The 22,798-nt window shown below is 36.9% G+C and carries 19 protein-coding genes and 1 riboswitch; of the genes, 1 reads left to right on the top strand and 18 read right to left on the bottom strand.

Features of this window, described 5'->3' with window-relative positions; all coding sequences use genetic code 11:
• The first annotated feature begins 70 nt into the window (after positions 1-70).
• On the top strand, positions 71-973 hold the full coding sequence (gltC, locus tag ACIQXI_RS14795) for a glutamate biosynthesis transcriptional regulator GltC (protein WP_402926296.1): 903 nt from the start codon (positions 71-73) through the stop codon (positions 971-973).
• 95 nt (positions 974-1,068) lie between these two features.
• On the opposite strand, the gene ACIQXI_RS14790 is transcribed toward gltC, so the two are convergent.
• From ACIQXI_RS14790 to ACIQXI_RS14705, 18 genes are all read right to left on the bottom strand, one after another.
• Positions 1,069-4,251 (bottom strand): hypothetical protein, encoded by a 3,183-nt coding sequence (locus tag ACIQXI_RS14790; protein ID WP_402926293.1) that lies wholly within the window; start codon positions 4,249-4,251, stop codon positions 1,069-1,071.
• On the bottom strand, positions 4,248-5,669 hold the full coding sequence (locus ACIQXI_RS14785; protein WP_402926290.1) for a glycosyltransferase family 2 protein: 1,422 nt from the start codon (positions 5,667-5,669) through the stop codon (positions 4,248-4,250). Before ACIQXI_RS14785 ends, ACIQXI_RS14790 begins: the two co-directional genes overlap by 4 nt.
• Complete coding sequence (locus ACIQXI_RS14780) at positions 5,666-6,712, bottom strand: HEAT repeat domain-containing protein (protein ID WP_402926288.1); 1,047 nt, start codon at positions 6,710-6,712, stop codon at positions 5,666-5,668. Before ACIQXI_RS14780 ends, ACIQXI_RS14785 begins: the two co-directional genes overlap by 4 nt.
• Entirely contained in the window at positions 6,709-7,593 is an 885-nt protein-coding gene (locus tag ACIQXI_RS14775) for a response regulator (protein WP_402926286.1), read from the bottom strand. The genes ACIQXI_RS14780 and ACIQXI_RS14775 overlap by 4 nt, the downstream gene beginning before the upstream one ends.
• A 459-nt stretch (positions 7,594-8,052) precedes the next feature.
• Entirely contained in the window at positions 8,053-10,107 is a 2,055-nt protein-coding gene (locus ACIQXI_RS14770) for a cellulose biosynthesis cyclic di-GMP-binding regulatory protein BcsB (RefSeq protein WP_402926283.1), read from the bottom strand.
• 11 nt (positions 10,108-10,118) lie between these two features.
• Positions 10,119-11,378 carry a glycosyltransferase family 2 protein gene (locus tag ACIQXI_RS14765; RefSeq protein ID WP_402926280.1) on the bottom strand — a complete coding sequence of 420 codons (1,260 nt, stop codon included), beginning with the start codon at positions 11,376-11,378 and terminating at the stop codon, positions 10,119-10,121.
• Complete coding sequence (locus ACIQXI_RS14760; RefSeq protein ID WP_402926277.1) at positions 11,371-12,810, bottom strand: hypothetical protein; 1,440 nt, start codon at positions 12,808-12,810, stop codon at positions 11,371-11,373. The genes ACIQXI_RS14765 and ACIQXI_RS14760 overlap by 8 nt, the downstream gene beginning before the upstream one ends.
• Positions 12,800-13,657 (bottom strand): diguanylate cyclase domain-containing protein, encoded by an 858-nt coding sequence (locus ACIQXI_RS14755; RefSeq protein ID WP_402926275.1) that lies wholly within the window; start codon positions 13,655-13,657, stop codon positions 12,800-12,802. The genes ACIQXI_RS14760 and ACIQXI_RS14755 overlap by 11 nt, the downstream gene beginning before the upstream one ends.
• Positions 13,632-14,645 carry a hypothetical protein gene (locus tag ACIQXI_RS14750; RefSeq protein WP_402926272.1) on the bottom strand — a complete coding sequence of 338 codons (1,014 nt, stop codon included), beginning with the start codon at positions 14,643-14,645 and terminating at the stop codon, positions 13,632-13,634. Before ACIQXI_RS14750 ends, ACIQXI_RS14755 begins: the two co-directional genes overlap by 26 nt.
• 262 nt (positions 14,646-14,907) lie before the next feature.
• Positions 14,908-15,768 carry a MetQ/NlpA family ABC transporter substrate-binding protein gene (locus tag ACIQXI_RS14745; protein ID WP_402926270.1) on the bottom strand — a complete coding sequence of 287 codons (861 nt, stop codon included), beginning with the start codon at positions 15,766-15,768 and terminating at the stop codon, positions 14,908-14,910.
• A gap of 60 nt (positions 15,769-15,828) precedes the next feature.
• Entirely contained in the window at positions 15,829-16,497 is a 669-nt protein-coding gene (locus ACIQXI_RS14740) for a methionine ABC transporter permease (protein ID WP_402926268.1), read from the bottom strand.
• Positions 16,487-17,515 carry a methionine ABC transporter ATP-binding protein gene (locus ACIQXI_RS14735; RefSeq protein WP_402926265.1) on the bottom strand — a complete coding sequence of 343 codons (1,029 nt, stop codon included), beginning with the start codon at positions 17,513-17,515 and terminating at the stop codon, positions 16,487-16,489. The genes ACIQXI_RS14740 and ACIQXI_RS14735 overlap by 11 nt, the downstream gene beginning before the upstream one ends.
• 85 nt (positions 17,516-17,600) lie before the next feature.
• A riboswitch (SAM riboswitch) is annotated at positions 17,601-17,705 on the bottom strand.
• 55 nt (positions 17,706-17,760) lie between these two features.
• The gene (locus ACIQXI_RS14730; RefSeq protein WP_402926263.1) at positions 17,761-18,072 is read right to left on the bottom strand and encodes a thioredoxin family protein; all 312 of its coding nucleotides are present in this window, start codon (positions 18,070-18,072) and stop codon (positions 17,761-17,763) included.
• Between the two features lie 14 nt (positions 18,073-18,086).
• A complete protein-coding gene (locus tag ACIQXI_RS14725) occupies positions 18,087-18,428 on the bottom strand; it encodes a toprim domain-containing protein (RefSeq protein ID WP_402926261.1) in 342 nt (113 codons plus the stop codon).
• A 215-nt stretch (positions 18,429-18,643) separates the two neighbouring features.
• Positions 18,644-19,024, bottom strand: coding sequence for a glycine cleavage system protein GcvH (gene gcvH, locus ACIQXI_RS14720; RefSeq protein ID WP_402926259.1), 381 nt, complete (start codon positions 19,022-19,024; stop codon positions 18,644-18,646).
• A gap of 81 nt (positions 19,025-19,105) precedes the next feature.
• Positions 19,106-19,459, bottom strand: a complete 354-nt coding sequence (locus tag ACIQXI_RS14715) for an arsenate reductase family protein (protein ID WP_402926257.1) — start codon at positions 19,457-19,459, stop codon at positions 19,106-19,108.
• 280 nt (positions 19,460-19,739) lie between these two features.
• Positions 19,740-21,524, bottom strand: coding sequence for an acyl-CoA dehydrogenase family protein (locus ACIQXI_RS14710; protein WP_402926255.1), 1,785 nt, complete (start codon positions 21,522-21,524; stop codon positions 19,740-19,742).
• A gap of 80 nt (positions 21,525-21,604) precedes the next feature.
• Positions 21,605-22,777 carry an acetyl-CoA C-acetyltransferase gene (locus ACIQXI_RS14705; RefSeq protein WP_402926252.1) on the bottom strand — a complete coding sequence of 391 codons (1,173 nt, stop codon included), beginning with the start codon at positions 22,775-22,777 and terminating at the stop codon, positions 21,605-21,607.
• Between the last annotated feature and the right edge of the window lie 21 nt (positions 22,778-22,798).

Genomic DNA, 22,798 nt, shown 5'->3' with positions numbered 1-22,798 from the left:
TTATCTATTAAATATTATATAATTAAAATATAAGCAATCGTATTTTTCGATTAATAGAGGTGAATATTTAGTGGAATTACGTCAATTACGTTATTTTGTAGAGGTTGCAGAGCGTGAGCATATTTCTGAGGCTGCCGAACATCTTCACGTTGCCCAATCAGCAATTAGTCGTCAAATTGCTAACTTAGAAGATGAATTAGGTACACCGCTTTTTGAACGCGTTGGCCGAAATGTAAAATTAACACCGATAGGTAAAACATTTCTTGAACATACAATTACCGCTTTAAAAGCAATAGATTTTGCAGCGAAACAAGTAGAGGAATATTTAGATCCCGCTAAAGGTACGATTAAAATTGGCTTTCCAACTAGCTTAGCAAGCTATGTTTTGCCAACTGTTATTTCCGCCTTCAAGCGTGAATACCCCGAATTGCAATTCCAACTGCGGCAAGGCTCATATCGTTTTTTAATTGATGCCGTTAAAAACCGTGAACTGAACTTAGCATTTTTAGGTCCGCTTCCACCGAAGGACGAAGCGATACAATCAACCATTTTATTCACCGAAAACATTGCAGCCTTATTGCCAGCAAACCATCCTTTAGCAAAACGCGAAAGTATTCAGCTGGCCGATTTACGTAATGACCTTTTCGTCCTTTTTCCAGATGGCTATATTTTGCATAAAGTGGCGATGGATGCATGTCGTGCAGCAGGTTTCCTACCAAATGTCATCTCTGAAGGGGAAGACTTAGATGCCTTAAAAGGATTGGTGGCCGCTGGTATTGGTGTCAGCTTATTACCCGAAAGCTCTCTATACGATTCAGCAGCACGTTTTACTATTAAAGTGCCGATTGAATCACCTATTATTCCAAGAACAGTTGGTATTATCTCACCTGTAAATCGAGAAATTGCTCCATCTGAAAAAATATTTTTAGACTTCGTCACGAATTTCTTTTCTCGTCTTTCTCAATTTCAGTAAATAAATTATTAAAATAAAAACTACCCAATGGAATTGACAATCCAAAGGGTAGTTTTTTCAACCTTTATTGACTTAAACACGATCAACTACAACGTTTATTTTTCTTTAAAAAGCTCCTGTAAAATATAATAGGATTGTTTTAAACGTTCATTGTATTTCGGTTGTTGCCAAGTATTCCAACTATATGGTGCAAGAGCTGGCAATACATCATTATTTGTCTTCGGTAAAGATTGCACTACCTTCCCTTCCCTATCAACAAATACTAAACCGATAAAAATATCTTCAACTTTTATGGACGCTGTTTCACCATATACATATAAATCTCCCATAAACTCACGCTGACTTGGATCTTTTGCTTGTATAAGGAGCCAAGGTATTCGGAGTTCAATAACATTATCATCAGTCCATGTGAAGTCAACAAGTGAATTATAATCTGGTGCCTCAGGATTTGCATTGCCTTGTAGCAATTTCCCTGTTTCATAGAAACTAAAGTCTGTCGTTACTTTTTGTTCTGGTAAATAGAGTTGTTTATTTAACACATAATTAATCGGCGCAAACTTACCACTATTTTTTATCGCTTCTTGCATGCGAGGAGGTATCATGTTCAAACGATGTCCATAAAAATAATCATAGAAATCATAGTATTCATCAATGACAACTCGAGAATCACTATCTTTATTCAATTCGACCATAAAATCTACACCATTTGAAAATGTCATATCTTTCATCGTTGAGGCAAATGTATTGCCCTGATTTGGCACGACATCTAATAAAATACGTGGTGAAGTATTGGATAAATCCTCACTTTTCAATTTCATGTAAAGATACTTTTCATCGTAATCTACTGCAAAGTCAATATCGCTAGTGGGCGATGTTCCGTAAAGTTGTGTGCCCTCTTGCCAATCTTGTAATTTACCATCTACTAAAATTTTATTTCTATCAAAGCTCATCAGTCCGAACTGTTGTTCATTCGTTTGAGCATTCGACCAGAACGGTCGTCGATTTGGATCATCGTAGTCCATCGTATTCCACGTGCGCTTAAACCATTCATCCTGCCAAGTAAAAACAAGACCGCCTAGCAAGCCTTCATGCATAATATCTTCATATAAATGTTGCAATGTCTCACCTTGTGCCTTTTCAGACATATGCCCTTGATTCCAGCCGTAGACATTTTCATGTGTCATGCCTCGAGATGCGGGAATACCAAATTCGGCAATCAGTATCGGCATTGTATGTGCTTCATGCAATTCTTTTAAATAGGCAGCATAACTATTTTTCTGACCACGGAAATCGACATAATTTAAATAATCTTTATCGAAATTAAAGAAATCTGGGTAATAAGGATAGACATGATACGAAGCAAATTGTCCTGGTTTTTGCATGTCTCCCTTCGTCAAGATGACATTCGGGTTTACACCTACTAAGTCTTCATCTTCTGATGGTTCAGATGGATGTTCCAGTAAATCAGTTGTGACCCAGTTCGTAAAACTCATCGGTCGCATCCAATTATATTTGTTCTTCTCATAAATTGTTATTGTATCCATTTGCTCAGCTAACCAATGCTCGAATGGTGAAGCATTTTTTGTTTCAAAAAATGTGCCATTATATTGACCAATATTTGCATGCTTTTCATTTGTACCCACGACCATTTTTGGATACCACTCAATGCCAAGCACCCAACCAATGATATATTGTGAAACGTCAACATCATATAAACCAGATGCATGGCCTGCAACAGGCTCTACATAAATATTGCCATGAATCACATCAACCATTTGCTGCATTTCATGTTGGAAGTCCTTTAACGTCGGTTCATTATAAGCATCAAGCGATTCCGCTAAGCCTTCTTCATTTATCCACACACCGTGTAACACATATAGCGTTTTATCTGGATTTTCTTCATTGTACTTTGCTAACGCTCGGTAGAAACCAGGTGGATGTAACGTATAAACGCGTATTGTATTAGCGTTCATGGCAGCAATTTGATTAAACCAACGATAATACTCTTCTTCGGTGATAGCGGCTTCGCCAGGAAATGCACCTGGTTTCCCCATACCAATATTGACACCTTTAAATGTTATTGCTTCCCATTTTCCATTCTGTAACACTTCAAACGTTTCACCTTGAACGCGCGCATTATAATTTAACCCCTGTGGTTGACTCGCTTCCTTTATTTCCTTGTTATCAAATGTCTCAAATATTTTGTGCATCACGGGTATGTAGATAGACCAATAAAATGAACTATCAGCAAATTTTTCAGCATATTTATAAATAGTAGGTAAACCTTTGATTTTGTAGAAATTAGGTACACGCGCCATATCATTGAAGTCTCCTGCAAAATAATAGCTCGTTGTATAACGTTTATCTTGTGCTACAATCGCAGCAAATTGTTGTGGAATATTATTTTCATCTAATAACTTGGAGCCTTCTTCTGTTAAATTCCACTTATAATTGGCTAGTGCATCTTCAGCATATTTGGGCTTAATGATATCAAACCAATACTCATAATCTGCACGACTTGAGGTATTAAAAAATTGCTTGCCCTCTTCAGTAAACTGCAGCTGAATCCCCGCTGTCTTTACATGCTTGTCCATCTCCAATACTACTAGCTTTTCACTAATTTCATTAAAGACTAAAAAGCCTCCACCTTTATAGGGCCAGTCATTACCATATTCATCTACTACCCATTGAGGAATTTCGGGGTTTTTGTGATAATCTAGCTCATTAAAATAACGTCCAATCCATCCAGACCATGAAATTCCTAGGTAATCTTGCAGCTCTTTTCGAACTGCTTCAGAAGTCGGAGAAGCGAATGTATTATATTCGGCTATAAGCATGCTTTTTTTATTGCTCGCAAGACGAGAGACAATCGCTTGCCATTCCTCCATCTCTAAGCCCCCAACGATTTTTTCTGAGCGTTGTCCAAGCCGTTTTTGCTCTTTTAAATCATCTTTATAAACCCCATACGTATCCGCTAGATAAATTACATCATAATCACTGTAATCAGTTGGAAATTTCTTTTCCGTTACACTTTTCGATTTGTCATCTGGATAAGTACCGAAGTAACTTTGCGTTAAATCATAAGGTTGATTGTCCAACGTGTACTTATAATGATTTAAAAACCAATTCACACCAATATGTTCTCGATATGTTTCATTTGGTACCGTTTTATCTAAAATAGCTACGTTTAGCTTGGTTTTATCGTCCAAGAACCAAAGAAGTATTGGTGTACACACAACAATGAATGCCACGATAATTCCTATATATATTCGCTTCATACACTTTTCTCCTTTTCAGCAATCCCTACACGCTTCATATTGCCCCATTCACTTTTTTTACGTAAAAAACGAACTAAGCCTTCACAACGCCATAAGAGCGTGAGTGGACGGTACCAAAAAATTTCTGAAAGCGCTAAAAGAACCATCCGTATTAAGTCTCTCTTTCTTGGATACGTATTCATGCTCCAAGCTTCAAATAATACGGAAGCAACAGAAAAAATAACACCATATATAACGAAAAGTAATAATAATAAAATCGCTATTTCATAATAAATTTGCCCTAAGAAAAATGCGATAATGATATAAATATAACCACCTAGCTCGACAATAGGTCCTAAACATTCCACAAGCCAAAAATATGGGAACGAAACTAGTCCGATCAAACCGTAGCGTGGATTTAACGTCATTTTTTTATGTTTCCAAAGACTCTCAAACATCCCTTGATGCCAACGTCTTCGCTGATTACGCAATACACCTAATGTGTGCGGTGCCTCTGTCCAACAAACCGGATCCGGGACAAATTCAATGCGTTTATTGGCCTTTTTCTCTTTTATGAGTCGATGGATATTTACGACAAGCTCCATATCTTCGCCAATAATATTGGTCGCATAACCCCCTGCTTCCACAGCCCATTTTTTTGAAAAGACACTAAAGGCTCCCGATATAATTAATACAAGATTAAATTTACTTAAAGCAATTCGTCCCATTAAAAAGGCCCTTAAATATTCGATGACCTGCATAATAACTAAATAATTATTAGGCAACTGCATATCATAAATTGAGCCAAGTTGCATTTTTGCACCATTGGCAATCCGTATATTGCCCCCAGCCGCAATCACCTCCCCGTCAGATAAAACAATTGGTTTCATCACACGAAGCAATGCTTTGTCATCTAATATGGAATCACCATCAATCGAACAAAAATACGGATATTGTGAGACATTAATTCCCACATTTAAGGCATCTGCCTTGCCGCCATTTACTTTATCTACTAATAGGCAATTCATATAAATTTCAGATTCATAGATTTGTCTAACTTCCTTCGTTGGAATATTGGTACGAACAATTTTATTAACAGGCTTCATATGAAAATGCTTAATCACGGTTTCTAGTGTACGATCTGTTGAGCCATCATTAATAATGATAATCTCTGTTTGCGGGTAACGTAAATTAAGCAAAGAATAAACTGTATCGACTACACCTATTTCTTCATTGTAAGCTGGAACTAACAGTGACACAGGTTTTGAATAAAAGGCGTCTATATGTGCATCATCATATTCTGAAGGATCTAAGCGATAACGCTTACGCAAATCAAACATAGCTATCGCAAACATCGTGCAATAAGAAACAATAACAAATAGCATATACAATACGATGACGCCGCCAAAGAACAACATGGAGTAATGTAAAAATATCATTTGCTTCCCTGCTTTCTCGTTATTATTTCCTGTGCCATTTCCAATGCATAGGTATCTTGCGAAGAAGAAATAAACTCTTTCAATTTCTCGATTCCATCACGATCCTCAGCGATTGTTTTCGCCGCCTGGTTTCGAACCCACCAATTCTCATCTTGTAGCAGTTGCTTTAAATACGGATAAGTATAGGCAAGTGGCACGTATTTAAAAATTTTCCCTACCATTAATCGTACTTCCCATAAATTAGAAGTAACGAAAGGCAAATATGGATCGATATTTTCTATCACACCAATTTCAAAAAGTCCTTTTAATGCTCGTATTTTAATTTCATCACTGTCATTCATTAATAGCTGCTCTAGTTTTTCAATATATTTCATATTTCTTTTAGCCCCTGCTGTATCAATGACAGCAAATTGAATATTAGCTGGCCAACTAGTAAAGTCATCAAAAAATTGTAGAAATACATCTTCCTCTAATAAAACGAATAATCTTCTATATTCACTTTCAGCATAAGTAGCATTCGGCATTTTTATTTTTTGCATAAACAATTCTGGCTGAAATATGGAATAGATTTTAAGTAGTTGAAAAAACTCTTCTTTAGAATAATTCGTTTCCTCTAGTCTTTGGCAAGCACCTAATAACTCTTCTATCTGAAATTCCGCAATCCGATATAAAGCGTTCATCCGAATACTCCAACGTCTACTCATTAATTCCTTCTCATAAAACTGTTTTAAGTATATATTGGCAAAGTCCCTCATTTTCCATCGCATTTCTTCATTTGTAACATTCTTTAAATACGATGAAAAAATCATTTCGATTGCCCTCACTTGCGGCTTTCCACGTGGAATAAGTACGACTGAAAAAATTTCTTTATTAAAAAAATAGTCATACCAAAGTTGCGAGTAGTCTTTTAAATAATGATCTCTAGATTTATTAAATAAAACTTCACGTTGACGTTGATAAAATATATACAACATAAATACACTGAGCACAGTTAACAGCAGTACTATCATTGCTAAAAGAAACTCCAGCGATAGTTCAATCATAACCAATACCTCGCAAATGTCCGTTTAATTTTCGCTTCTAATAGACGTAAATTAAATGGCTTGACAAGTAATTCATCGACCCCACCCTCATAGGCATTCAGTGCGGCAATCTCCGAATTTCGTTCAGACATCATGTAAATAATGAATTTTTTTTCATTTGGCAGTGCTCTTAAACTGTGTAAAATTTCTAAGCCATTGTTACGTGGTAAAATATCATTCATAATGATTAAATGTAAATGTCCAGATTGATAAGATTTCGTTTGTAAAAAATTATAACCGTCTTCATATGCTGTGACTTCAAACGTAAAATTCGCAATATCCATAGAGTTCAAAGTTGTTTCTAAAACTTTTCTAAAGATTGCATTTTGCTCTATAATACTCACTTTCACATGTTCAATGGATTGTTTACAGTAATCATCAATTTGCCCGATCATCCATTTCGGTTGATGATCATCTGCTAGTAAGGTTTTGTTTTTCTCCACTAGCGTATCAAAATTAATATCATTATTTCGAATTTCTGTAATAGAGGCTTTTAAGGCAACATCATTTGGTATTGTCCTATTTCTCTTTAGTAATTTAAAGATTCTTTGTAAAAACGCATTTGCTTCTACATCGCTACTTTGTAAAAATACAATGCCCCAATGCTCTCCATCGTCCAATTGAAAAAGTAAATCTGTCTTTCGGATATTGTCCATTAAAAAATGGGATAATTGTGTGTTCACATTACTATAATCTACTTCTGATGAGGTATTTTTTACACATTTTAAAAATATAGTAGTAATCGTCATATGAGAGCGTATAACACTTTCGAGCATAATTTCAAAATACTTTCTCACATCTTGTTCTTGCATTAATTCTTTTGTTAATTTTACTTCAACCATTCTTTATACCTCCTTGTAGAACGCATAGAAATGATGATGCTGCTACATCTTGCCGAGCGCACAATGGCGACGCTTGCTAATTTTATCATTATATAGCTTTTAAAAATTTAAGACTACCATATTTAGCAATTTATTATCAGATTTAGTGGAACTTGTATTCATCAGTTCACCTATCAGTCACACACCAATCGTTTATTTGTGAAACACCTTCCTTGTTCAAGTCTTCACCTTTTTACTGCCCTATGCTAGTATTATTAAACCTTCCAAGGCATCCTTCATTTTATATGAAAGTGTATCGTACATAGCCTCTCAAGTTGCTAACTTCCTTCTTTTGTCATCTTCATAACATCCCTATAGTACTAACTGAAACTAAACAATTTCTAAACATAACTCCATAAGCAAAAAAGTGTTAGATTGATGGCACTCAATCTAACACCTCTTATTTTTGTCCCAAATTTATTACACTTCTTCATCCTCAACAAGTTGATTTTTTCTTTTTCTGCGTAAAATAAAATAAAGAATAATCCCAATAACTATTATTAATAATGCAAATTCAACAATAAGCATCCATACATTCGTGTTTTGTTGTTCCGATACAGATTGCTTAGAATCAGTTGCACTTTTAGCTGCCACAATGAATTTTCCCTCTTTTGTTTCAATCGCCGCACTTACTTTTTCATTTGTGCCCTTTAGTTGTGCTAAAAAATCTTTTTGGTTGGCCGCTGCATCCATTGTTTGTATTACCAATAGCGGTTGTTTATCATTCCAAAAACTTTGCGTAATAAATGTATGTTGGGCAATTGTTTCTGGAAGGAATCCTTGCTGTAGAAAATCTTCTGTTGATTGACCTACATCGTTTTTATCGCCAATAAGCTTTGAAAATTGTGCTGAAGCACCAACAAAAATAACAGCATGTTGTTTTAATTCCTCATCCGTCACGTCTTGTTCTTTTTTTAATAGTGTTTGTGCATTTTCACCATTCATCATTAAAGCCTTATACAGTAAGAGCATTTGCATATCATTAGGTGCCGCATTATTCGGAACAATAATTAATGTTTGTTCGTGAAATGCATTTGGGAAATCTCTTAACGTAAAGGTTGGTGTAATGGCTTCTTTTGTAAGAGTTAATGAACTACTCTCATCAATATAAAGCCAATAACGTTCATTTGTCGTTTCACAAGGATCTTCTAATTGAAATCCTGTCACTTCAAATTGTATATCTGTTAGTGATTGTTTATTCATTACATTTGTTTGGATTGGTACATTGACTTCGTATAAATCTGAAGAAGCAGACTCTAAATTCTGAAGATCAACCGCATGTGGTACAGCATTAACCCAAACAATTAATTCTACCTCTCGCTCATTATCTTGCCCTTTTTCAGGTAACAATGTTGATTTCTTTAAAAGTAATCGCATGTTCGCTTCTTTATCAGGCTCGAGCGCTGGTAATGACACATAATAGTGAGGCGTCTCCGTTACTTGACTCGATAATGTTTGCTCATTGAAACCTAGTTGAGAAAATAACACTGTGGATTCATTTGTACTGGAACCTGATGGTAATTGATCCACTGTTAACGTACTTCCAGCAAATTGACTAAAAAGCTTTGCATCTGTTAATAAGGTAATTCGTTCTTGCAAGGCATTTGCCGATGATGCCGAGACAAATAATAACGGTACACTTTGATTGCTATCCTCATTTTTTAGGCTATGCATACTTAATGTAAGACCATCTTCATATTGAACTTTGGCCGTGTTGAGCATTTGTATCATATAGTTTGTACTAAACTCATCTTTTGCTCCAACAACGATAACCGGACCAGTAACACGCGCTACAGCAGATTCCCTTTTAACATCGACGTCTTTATCCCCTCGTTCTGACAAATACGCCGCAAGTTGATAACTCGCATTCAATGTTTGTTGTGAAGCTTTATCAGGGACAATGAGTATTGTTTGATAATCTTCATAGCCTACAAATGCTTCAGGATAGCTGCTTAATGTCCATTGATTTGTACTATCATCCACAAAAGAGATAGAAGATAAAATATCAATACGTAGCCAGTTTCCATCATTACCTGGCGCTACACATACCCCTTCTTTTAAAATGCCATAGAAGCTAGCTGTTATTTTATGCGACCCTTTTTTCAAAGCACTTTCCGGTAATGATACCGTAACAGTTTGCTTCAATGTATCTGATGTTAAGGGGATTGATTTCAATGCTGTATTATCTACTTTTATTGTAAAAGAAGAAGGGGCTATTAATAACTCTGAATGCTGTATTTGAAATGATACAGTATGTCCCTTCGTTGTGACATCTTCATTGAGCGTGTAATAGAAATCTCTAGAGGAGGATGGTCCTTGTAAATCAATTGCTTGTGATAGCAATGGTTTTTTAGCTAAGCCATTTACCTCAATAGCCATTGTTTGTTTATCTACTGTAATTGGTGCAGCGATGGCATGCGAAACTAAGAACGGCAAACTGATTAAGATTGTAAAAATAGATAGTAAGACTCTCATGATTAATCTCCTTATTTTGTTTTCTTTGCAAAGCGCTCCGTTTTATACCATTGCACTTCTTGACCAGTAAAAGCTCTTTTTATTTCTAAAAATAGCGACCACACAACTAATACAATCCACATTTGTGAATACGTAAAATACATTAAAATAACGTAGAAAAAATTTTTGCGATTCATCTCTGTTTTTTCAATGCTAAGGGTAATCATGACTTCACCTAAAAATAACAAGAAAGCCAACACCCATAAAACAATGGCAATATCCCCTACAGTAAGGCCAATATCGTAAAACAGATTTGTTATAAATAAAACATTGGACAAAATAACACCGAAGAAAAATAAAAAGTAAGTAAAAAAGAAATAAAACAAATCAAAAATAATACTTTTTCTTTTTAATGTGAAAAATTGGCTTAAAAATTTTAGCACAACATACTGATTTCCTCGTGCCCAGCGTGTCCGTTGTTTCCACCATACTTTCAACGTCTCTGGCTCTTGCTCCCACGTAATAGCCTTAGGGAAAAAGCGGATATGATAGCCTAGATTATAAACCCGAATCGTCAATTCAGTATCTTCCGCTAACGCTTTTACATCCCATCCACCTAATTGATCTAAAATACTACGACGAATGGCGAAATTGGTCCCCGGAATTGTTGCAATATTAAACCACTTCCAACGACCACCTTGTGCCATCCACTGAAAACAAATCGTTTCAATATTAATAAAACGGGTTAACCATGTTTCTGCCGCATTGACTACCCGGAATTTCCCTACTGTTGCAGCAGCTTTAGGGTCATTCACAAGACCCATGACTAAATACCAAATGGCCATACGTTCTGGTGTGTTATCGGCATCATAGACAATGACAACTTCCCCGGTCGAATCGGCTAATGCTGCATTTAACGCCGAAGATTTACCTTTACCTTTATACGGTTCTACTGTTTCAATCACCCGTATAAATGGATATTTCTCCGTAAACTTTTTTGCGATATCCCCTGTTTTATCCGATGAATTATCGTTAATGACGATTACTTCTAACTTATCTTTCGGATAATATAATCGGGACATTGCACGTAAAGTTTGCTCAATGACAACTTCCTCATTATGCGCAGGAATAAAGACACTCACTGTCGGCACATCTACCATTTTTTTTGACCATTCGTCGATGTCCTTTTCATACGATTGGAAATGCATATAGCCGCCTTGCATTAAAAACATATGGTATAACAGCATAATCCATATGAGAAACAATGAAATATAAAAGAAAATATCAGCCATTATGTTTCCTCTCCTCAAATAATCGCTTTCGTAATGTTACACGTAGTCGCAAAGTATTCATAAAAAATACGGTAACAAATAACGATACAATGATTACTAATAGCCAAAGAACCATTTCAAATGGCCGTTCATCAAACCGCATTTTTAAGCGATCTATGTTGGTAAAAGCAAGCTGTACCTTTTGCTCCCCATTTGTCGATTGCATGATGGTAACTTTTGATGTTTTGACAAATTGTTCTGTTTTTCTAAAATCAAACCATTCGAACTGTAGTTGTTTAGTCAATAGCTCAACTAACTCTTGCACATGATGGGCTCCTAAATAACTAGGATATTGAATACCGATTGCTGAACCTGGTGCACTCTTAATATGTCGAATTGACTGTTGGAGCGCATAAAGTGGTTGTACATCCATTTCATTTATAGCCGCTATCGTATACGGATATATATTTTGAGAATCATTTTTTGTTATATAAAAGTGATTCTCCTTTTGTCGTAATACTCCGTTGAAAAACGTACTATCTCCTTGGACTAAAGTAGGGTAAATATGTCGCAATACTAAAATCTCTAAGCTCTTTTCGATGTTAGCCTGTGAAGAAGATAAAATAAAAGTAACCCCATCCTGCTGTAATTGCTGTAAATATTTCAGTAATGCTTTATTGTTTTGTAAATAATAAAGCCCACCATCCTCCTCATATAAGGGTGTAATTTGTAAATTTATAGGTACGTTATAATGCTGTAATTGTTGTACTACTTTCTTTAATTCCCCAACATCCGTTTCCATATTAATATCTGTTAACACAATAAATGCCGGATGTATGGTCGGGGGTGGAAGTATTAATAAATCACCCAATATAGCTGGCCAGTCATATAGAACAGGCGATGATTGGATAACTCCCCCTATATAAGACCAATTGCTGGTCCTTTCTTTCATAACAAAGGGGAACTCCGCATTAAATGAAGATGCCATCACTTTCATTTCAACGTCATCAGGTGGGTGTATCACGTGCCATTCGAGGGGCCTTTCTAATACATGCTCACCGATTTTTCGCAGTTCCACCGTCTTTCTCCAGTGCCAATGTGCAAATGGAGCCAATTGTTCAATATTTTCCCCTATAGCAACGGCTGGTCCTTGAAATTTATTTAATGCTTGTAATGCTGTGGCTGGAATTTGCATTTTATAGCCATTGAACAATACAACGCGCTTATAATCAGCCAATGTATTTTCTTGAACATTTTCAATTGGTATGACATCTACTGTGGTATAAGCTTCTAGCATTTCACGTAAAATTTGTACCTCTTCATCTACTTGACGATTGCTCGTCACATAAATAAGGGCAAGATCTTTGCCATCTGCACTTGCTTGATAATGCTGAGGCATACTAAACAAATAAAAAAGACTAATGAAGACGAGTATGCCAAATTTAAAGCGCACTTGATCTCATCTCCCTTTCCATCTCTGCTAATAAATCATCGAAGCTTTGCTCCATCTGTGGGGTATAAGTAAAATAACTTGTTTTATAGCTAAGGGTCACCCAACGCTTATTCAATAATTGATGGTTTTTTAGCGCTTGATCCAACTTATCGTAAATGATATCAATGTATTGGTCCGATGTATCAATTAATAAAAGGGCCAAATAATTTTCACGGTAACGAAATTTTTTATCTGTTTGTCGAACAGATTGTTGTATTTTTTCCGCCAGTTGCTTCCATAGATATTGTGCTTCTTTGAAACCATACAGCTTTTTAAATTTCTCATAGTTTTCAAGCTTTAGCATAATAAACACAAAAGTATGTTGATGGCGATCAGCTCTACGCATTTCTTCATTTACAACAACATGCATACGCGATTCATTCTCAAAACCCGTTACCACATCTATGGCTACAAAGTTTTTGACATCCCGTTGTAAGTTTTTTATATAATTTTCTTGCGCTTTTAATAGTTCATGTATCTTTCCAGCACATAATACGAGAAGCAATAATACTACACCATACAGCAAAAATAACTGCATAGAAAATGCTTTACTTAACATTGCTACTGATTCCGTCATCCCGATATATAGTAATGTAGAACCACTAATAAAAATAAATAACAAACTACTAATTAGCCCTGTAACCGTACCTCTCCAAAGCGTGACCAGCACTAAAAGTAACAGAAAGATATATAATAATAAACTTTCACTATCTTGGTGTAATAAAAAGTAGGATGGTAATTGTAGAAGCAATATAAGTAAAATTGCATAAAGAAATATAGTTTTATTCCATTTTATTGCTGTTCGCATCGTCGACCTCTCTTTCAGCCAATAGTGGTAATAAATTATCAAAGATATGTGTCGCATTCGTTTGCGGGTCTACATATCCAGTATTTTCACTCACCTTGAGCGATTCCATTTTTTGATAAAATTGCTCCGCCATTTCATCATTATGGATTTCTAACATATAACAAGTAGCTAAAGCATAGACAGCTGGTGATTCGAAAAGTACAGCTGGCTCACCTGTTTTCGCATCATAGCGACCGTATAATTTATGATCTCTACTATATAAAGAAAGCAACCAGTTGGAAAAAGCCTCTGTTTCCAAACCTGCTGTTGCACTATGATAGGCCGTATATAATTGATCGATTAGGTGTAACTCTGTATCATATTCATAGTTTTTGGAAGTGATATCATAATATTTCGGATAATAACCCGCTTCCGCTTTGGGTGCATTCGCTAATATAGCTAATTGTTGTTTTAGTTGGGCTTTCGAGATGAGTTTATATTGTCGCATCTGTAAAAGAGCGGAAGGCATAATATAGCTTAATGTTAGGTTTGTAGCTTGTTGATGGGTATGGACATCTACATAATCAACAAATGTATTTTCTAGCATTCCGTATTTCACAAGATTTTTACCTAATGCCTTGCCTAATGCAATATAACGCTTATCATGCCATTTTTCGCCTGCTCCTATTAGCGCTTGAATAATTCTAAAATCATCAATCAGTGCGTTAACAGACGCTTGTTTTTTTCCGTCAAGTCGCCACACTATAAATTCTTTTTCTAAAAAATAAGCATTTATTACCTCAAATTGCTCATTAAAACGAACTTGATCATCCTTTTCTAGTAAGTAAGTCAACCATAATCCTACTGATTCAGATAAAAATACATTTTTTTGTTGCGTTAAATCCGTACGTAATAGGTCATCTTTTGTCATAAGTTTATCGATAACAAACTCCTCTGTAGATGAAATCGGTTGCTTTATTATCTTGTCACTTCCTTGTGAACAACTCATCAACACAAAAACAAGGATAACTATAACTAAAAGACCACCCTTAAACTTCTTTGTTATAATATTCCACCTCCATTAGGACTAAAAAACGAAATTTCCTATATTAATTATCGAAACATATTATAACAGTAAGCATATTAAATAAATCTAAACAATTTCTAAACAATTCGGGAAAGGCTGTGATCTTAGAAATTATTATCCCCCAAAAAAAATAGTACAAACCATTTTCATGGCTTGTACTATTTTTTACTTGCGTAATAAAATATTATTTAGCTGGAAGAACTGAACCTTTCCATTCATCCATAATAAAGTCTTGAATTTCTTTCGATTTTAATACTTCTACTAGTTTTTTAATTTCTGGTTTATTTTCATCACCAGCACGTACAGCAATAATATTTACATATGGAGATTCTTGACTATCTTCAAGTGCAATAGAATCCTCGATTGGGTTAATACCATTGTCAATTGCATAGTTTGAGTTGATAAGAACGGCATCGCCTTCTTCATTTTCGTACATTTGCACAAGTAATTCTGGTGCAGTATTGGCATCGAATTTAAAGTCTTTTGGATTTTCTACAATATCTTTAATTTCTGCTGCTGTTTTGTCGATACCTTCTTTTAATTTAATTAAGCCTTTTGCTTCTAATAATGACAGCATACGACCGTGGTCTGTAACTGAGTTTGATAATAAAATTGTCGCACCTTTAGGTAGCTCTTCAAGAGATTTATATTTTTTAGAGTAAATACCGATTGGCTCGATATGAATTTCACCAGCAATGGCGAAATCATAGCCATTATCTTTTATTTGCTGATTAAAGTACGGAATGTGTTGGAAATAGTTTGCGTCAATATCACCAGAATCTAAATTTTGGTTAGGTAGTATATAATCTTGGTATGGTTCAATTTCTAAATCAATACCTTCTTTAGCTAAAATCGGTTTTGCTTTTTCTAAAATTACTGCGTGAGGTGTGTTCGATGCACCAATTTTTAATGTTACGTTTTCTGCTGTATCTGCACTACCTTCTGTTTTATCGCCAGAACCTGCTTCGTCTTTGTTACCAGCACCACAAGCTGCTAAAGCAAGTACAAGTACTGATAATAATAACCCTGCTAATAACTTCTTCATTTGTCTACACTCCCTTTAATAAGTTCAATATGTTAGCGGTCAATAACCGGTGTAACCTGTTTAACGTTTGTCCGTTTTCGTTGTAATCATATCGCCAATCCATTGGATGATAAATACAACTACTAAGATCAAAATAGTTGCCATTAATGTCACATCTTGGCGATTGCGTTGGAAGCCATCTAAGAATGCTAAGTTTCCTAGACCACCAGCGCCGATAATACCAGCCATCGCCGTATAGCCAACAAGTGCTACAGCTGTAACTGTAATTCCTGAAATAAGTGCCGGTAATGATTCTGGAATAAGCACTTTCCATATAATCGTAGATGTTTTAGCACCCATCGAGCGTGCCGCTTCAATAACACCTTTATCAATTTCTCGTAATGCAATTAAAACCATTCGCGCATAAAATGGTGCAGCACCGATAATGAGTGCAGGTAGAGCTGCATTTGCTCCTCGAATTGTCCCAAGTAAAAACTTTGTAAATGGTATTAATAAAATAATTAATACGATAAATGGTATTGATCGGAATATATTGACGACCGATCCTGTTAAAAAGTTAACCATCTTATTTGCCCATAGTTGGTTGGGACTTGTTAAAAAGAGGATTATGCCAATGGCTAAACCAAGGATAAATGTGACGACTGTGGACAGCGTAGTCATATAAAGTGTTTCATATGTTGCGGACCACATTTTTTCCCAATCGACATTCGGAAATAGACTAGTTAGCATTTGCAATCACCTCCGTTTGTACTTCAACTGTATTTAAATAACTTAAAGCTGCAGCTACATTTACCTCTGTGCCATCAATTTGCACAATTAATGTGCCATATGCGCCGTTTTTCGTTTGCGAAATATTGCCATGGACAATACTTATTTCTACATCAAACTGCTTCACTAAATGTGATATAACCGGCTGTTCTGTTTTTTCACCTACAAAAACAAGCTTCACAAGTTGTCCTGTCGGATAATTTATTCTTAGCTGTGCCACTGTCTCCTGCGTTTCCTTATTATCGGTAATTTGAGAAACGAATTTTTTCGTAATGGCTGCCTGCGGAGCTTGGAACACCTGCAATACTTCACCGCGCTCTACTATTTCCCCAGCTTCCATTACCGCCACACGATGACAAATTTTGCGGATAACATGCATTTCATGGGTAATTAACACAATAGTTAAGCCTAAACGCTCGTTAATATCAACCAGAAGATCAAGAATCGCATCCGTTGTTTCAGGATCCAGTGCTGATGTCGCTTCATCACATAATAATACTTCTGGATTATTAGCAAGCGCTCGTGCTATCCCAACACGTTGCTTTTGACCACCTGATAGCTGTGAAGGATACGCCTTGTCACGACCTTCTAATCCAACAAGTGCAATAAGCTCTTTGACGCGTGCCTCTCGCTCTTTCTTTGCAACCCCTGCAATTTCTAACGGGAAGGCTATGTTTTCTGCAACAGTTCTAGACCAAAGTAAGTTAAAATGTTGGAAAATCATACTTACTTTTTGTCTGGCATCACGTAACTTTTGACCTCTAATAGAAGAAAATTCTTGGTTGTTAACTTTCACGGTACCTGTTGTTGGCTTTTCTAAACCGTTTAATAAACGAATCATCGTACTTTTACCAGCGCCACTATAGCCGATAATGCCAAAAATTTCACCTTTGTTTATCGTAAGATTGACATCTTTGACAGCAGTTAATTCGCCATTTGCGGTTTTGTATTTCTTCGTTATATTTTGCAGCTGTATCATAGCGAATACTCCTTTTCTTATATAAAAAACCCCTTCACTCATGGACAAGTAGAAGGGGTCACGTACTTTTATACGCTAAACCGTTCTCTCATCTTTCAAAGATAAATCTTTGAGTGATTTGGCACCTTTTCACATACGTGATGGTTGCCGGGCTTCATAGGGCACTTCCCTCCGCCACTCTTTATAAGAGTTCGATATATTTAATGTTTTTTAATATATTTGTTACTTTACCACGCTAGCAAAGTTCAGTCAATTGATTTTTTTAACAATTCGTATAAAAATGGTACGGATTGAAAAGCATACACTTTTTCGCTCACTTTACCGCCATCACTAACGAGTAAACAAGGGACACTTTCGATTTGATAATCATAAGCGATTTGCTCTAAAAAATTAATATTTGCCTTGCCGATTTGAAGCTGTGGCAATAACTGGTCAATAATATCCATCATTTTGGATGCGACGGCACATGTTCCGCACATCGGTGTATATAAATAAAAGGCAGTTTTTTCACCAGACTTTACAGCCGTTTCCCACTGCTCTTTTGTCCATTCTTCCATTGTTTCACGCAACCTTATAAAATATATTCATTATGGATGGAAAAATGCGCGCGCAATAAAATTGTTGCAAGCACTTTCCTCGGTGTTGTTTCTACTTCTTTATAAGTAGGCATTGTCCGTAGATGCTCCGCCTCTGGATAATGTCTGTCCATTAATGCTCGGAGTTTATCTCCAGATGCATCTGCGTCAAAAAATGTATATAGCTCACAGCCCTCATATGGGTCGAGTAATTCTTCTAGCTGATGCACACCAATTGTTCCATTCGTACAAAGTATTGTAACATCTTCACTCAAAATAGGTTCAATTTGAAGCTTATCCGAACGGCCTTCCACGATTAAACATTTCCCTTCGAACATCACGCCACCCCCATTTAGACAGTTATCTTACTATGCTAAGACCTACATGTTTGCAGCTTTGCCATTTGGACAATATTACTATTCATTATACCGGCTAGGCACTAAAATATTTAGCTCTCTAAATACTTAAATCGTTTACTAGCTGAATAAAACGAACCGATTATATAATAAAAAACGCCGGTATGTTGTCCGACGTTTTTCTATTATAGGCTTGTTTATTCTGCAATTAATTCTTCGTATTGTTCTGCAGTCATAAGGTTTTCAATCTCTGATGCATCAGCAGGCTCGACTACGATCATCCATGCTTTTTCATATGGTGATTCATTTACGAACTCTGGGCTATCTTCTAAGTCTGCATTTACTTCCACTACAGTACCTGAAATTGGTGCGTATAATTCTGATACAGTTTTAACTGATTCTACGCTTCCGAATGGATCATCTGTTTTGATCTCGTCGCCAACTTGTGGAAGCTCAACGAAAACGATATCTCCTAATTCTGATTGTGCAAAATGTGAAATACCGATACGTACTTTACCATCTTCTAATTTTACCCATTCGTGTTCTTCAGAGTAACGTAAGTCTTTAGGTGTGCTCATGCCAAAAACCCCTCCATAAATATGTAATATATTCACTTTCAGTGTGCCATACTTCTTTCATAAAAACAAGGATAAAAGCAGTTAATTCCAAGCTTGTTCAAATTCTGTTTCTTTAAAACCTAACGTTACTTTTTTTCCATCCGTCACAATTGGGCGTTTAATCAACATTCCGTCAGAAGCAAGTAATGCAAGTTGTTCATCTTCAGGCATTTCCGCCAGTTTATCCTTCAACCCAAGCTCACGATATTTCATGCCAGATGTGTTAAAAAACTTCTTTAGCGGCTGTCCGCTCGCTTGCCAAATAGCCTTCAATTGTTCTTTCGTAGGTGCTTGTTCAACGATGTGTACCTCTTCGTATGAAACGCCATTGTCGTTTAACCACTTCTGAGCTTTTTTACAAGTTGTACATTTAGGATAATGGATTAATTGAATCATATTTGTAGGCTCCTCTGCTATCATTTCCTGTAGTATACCATCATCCCTAGCATGAGCCAAAATGAAACAATTTTTAGGTAGCTTTATAATTGTTTGAGGACCTAATTGTGTGAGTGCCTGGCACTTTTGCATAGGCACTTTCCCATAGATACACCGCACAATATCGGCTCCTATTCCGTCCTGCAATATTCAGAATTGTTTGAGTGCCTGGCACATACATAGGTTCATACATAACAAAAGACCTAGCTACTTTTAGCAAGTAGCTAGGTTAAAAAATATATTATACGATGAATTTTTCGGCTTCGATTAGTTTAACGGAAGCTTCGCGTTTTTTAGCTATTAGGTTATACGGATTGTTGCGAGTTAGTTTACGTAGCGCAGATAAAGTCATACGTGCAGCATCGCCATCTGCTGAAGCAAGAATTGTATCCTTTGCTTCTTTTTCAATTTCTGCAAATGCTTCTTGGCAGAAAATTTGTGTGTAAAGTAGTTTTTGTTGCGATTTTTCCGCACCTTCACGTGCAATCGCTTTTTCTGTACGTAACACAGCAGACTCCATAGCGAATAATTGGTTGGCAATATTAGCGATATTCACTAACACTTCTTGCTCTTGGTCCAGCTTCGCTCCATAGCGTTGTGCTGCCATACCTGCTGCTAACACAGCAATTTTCTTCGCGTTTTTCACAAGATATTTTTCTTGAGCTAGCGGCTCTGTGCCTACTTCTTCAGGCATCATCATAAGCAGCTCTTGTTGTAAGTTCTGTGCAACTTGCAATAATGGCAATTCGCCTTTTAATGCTTTTTTCATAAATGTGCCAGGCACGATCATGCGGTTAATTTCATTTGTTCCTTCGAAAATACGGTTAATGCGGGAGTCGCGATAAATACGTTCCACTTCATATTCTGCCATAAAACCATAGCCACCATGTAATTGTACCGCTTCATCCGCGATATAATCTAAAGTTTCTGACCCAAACACTTTTGCAATCGAACATTCAATCGCATATTCAGCAATGGCATTGGCAATGACTTTTCCTTGCTTTTGTTCTTCAGGGCTTAGCTGGCTTAAACGATCTTCGAATAAACCTACTGTACGGTAATTTAACGACTCAGACGCATATAATTGAGACGCCATTGTTGAAAGTTTTTCTTTCGTTAAGTTGAAATCAGAAAGCTTTGTTTTAAATTGTTGACGTTGGTTCGTATATTGAATGGCTAGTTCTAATGCACGCTTAGAACCACCGATTGTTCCTACACCTAATTTATAGCGACCGATATTTAAAATGTTAAAGGCAATGACGTGCCCACGTCCTACTTCACCTAGAAGATTTTCAACAGGGACTTCTGCATCCTCAAGCACTAATGTACGAGTGGATGAAGATTTAATACCCATTTTCTTTTCTTCAGGCCCAACAGAAACCCCATTGTACGCACGTTCAACGATAAATGCTGAGAATTTATCGCCATCGATTTTTGCGTATACTACAAAGACATCCGCAAATCCAGCGTTCGTAATCCATTGTTTTTCACCGTTTAATACATAATGCGTACCGGCTGCATTAAGCTTGGCTGTTGTTTTAGCACCTAGTGCATCTGAACCTGAACCTGGCTCTGTTAATGCATAAGCAGCAATCAATTCACCTGAAGCTAGCTTTGGTAAATACTTTTGCTTTTGGTCATCGTTCCCGAAAAGCACAATCGGTAATGAACCGATTCCAACATGTGCACCATGTGTAATCGAGAAGCCACCAGCCACAGACATTTTCTCTGCGATTAACGCAGATGATACTTTATCTAATCCAAGACCTTGATATTCTTCCGGTACATCTGCCGCTAACAAGCCAAGCTCTCCTGCGCTTTTTAGTAGACGTACTGAATGCTCAAACTCATGATGCTCTAAATTTTCAACGACAGGTAATACTTCATTTGCCACATACTCTTCCGTTGTTTTGGCAATCATTTTATGCTCATCTGTAAAATCTTCTGGAGTAAATACGCGGTCTAAAGCCACGTCCTCAATAATAAATCCGCCGCCTTTAATGAAATCTGTTGTTTTTTCTGTCATATCCAATTCCTCCTTATTTTACGGTGCCAGGCACTCACGCAATTCGTATAATTCACAATTTTCAAAACAATACCTACAACTTATAAAATTTCAAATACGCCAGCAGCGCCCATACCGCCGCCGATACACATTGTGACAACACCATATTTTTTGCCTTGACGCTTTAACTCATGAATTAGCTTTAATGTTAAAATGGCACCAGTTGCGCCAAGCGGGTGTCCTAAAGCAATAGCACCACCATTGACGTTCACTTTCTCTTGGTCAATGCCTAGATGACGCACTACTTGTAATGACTGTGAGGCAAACGCTTCGTTAATTTCCCACAAATCAATGTCCTGAATGGATAAACCGGCAATTTCAAGCGCTTTTGGTACAGCTACGATTGGGCCGATGCCCATCACTTCCGGTGGAACGCCGCCAACTGCAAAGCCTAAAAACTTCGCCATCGGTGTCATACCTAGCTTTTCTGCTTCCGCACGATCCATGACAAGAACAGCTGCTGCGCCATCAGAAGTTTGCGAAGCATTCCCTGCTGTAACACTCCCTTTTACATGGAAAGCAGGGCGAAGTTTCGCTAAACCTTCTACAGATGTCCCAGGACGTACTCCCTCATCGACACTAAACGTAAATTTTTTCACTTGTAATTTATTGTTGTCATCCACATAATGTTGTTCCACTTCAATTGGAACAATCTCATCATTAAATTTACCTTCTTTGATTGCTTTCTCTGCAAGCATATGCGAGCGTACAGCAAATGCATCTTGATCTTCACGACTGACATTATACTGACGCGCTACTTCCTCTGCTGTATGCCCCATCCCCATGTAATATTGCGGTGCAGTTTCAGCTAACGTTGGATTTAAGCGTGGTGTATTCCCTACCATAGGCACCATACTCATGGATTCCACTCCGCCAGCAAGAATGGCCTTTGAATGACCGAGCATAATACGTTCCGCTGCATAGGCGATTGCTTGTAAACCTGAAGAACAGAATCGGTTAATTGTCAGGGCAGGGGTCGTATCCGGTAGCCCTGCTAGCGCTCCGATACTACGTGCGACATTCATACCTTGCTCTGCTTCCGGCATTGCACATCCTAAAATTAAGTCATCGACAGGACCTTCATAGCCCGCTCTTTTCAATGTTTCTTTGACAACTGCTGCCCCAAAATCATCTGGTCTTACCGTTGCTAATGAACCTTTCTTCGCTTTTCCAATAGGAGTTCGTGCTCCTGCTACAATTACGGCTTCATGCATCGTCTAAATCCCCCTTTGTTT

Source organism: Lysinibacillus sp. NPDC097195, from assembly GCF_044762075.1.
Lineage (GTDB): Bacteria > Bacillota > Bacilli > Bacillales_A > Planococcaceae > Lysinibacillus.
This window is presented reverse-complemented; position numbering and strand designations above follow the sequence as displayed.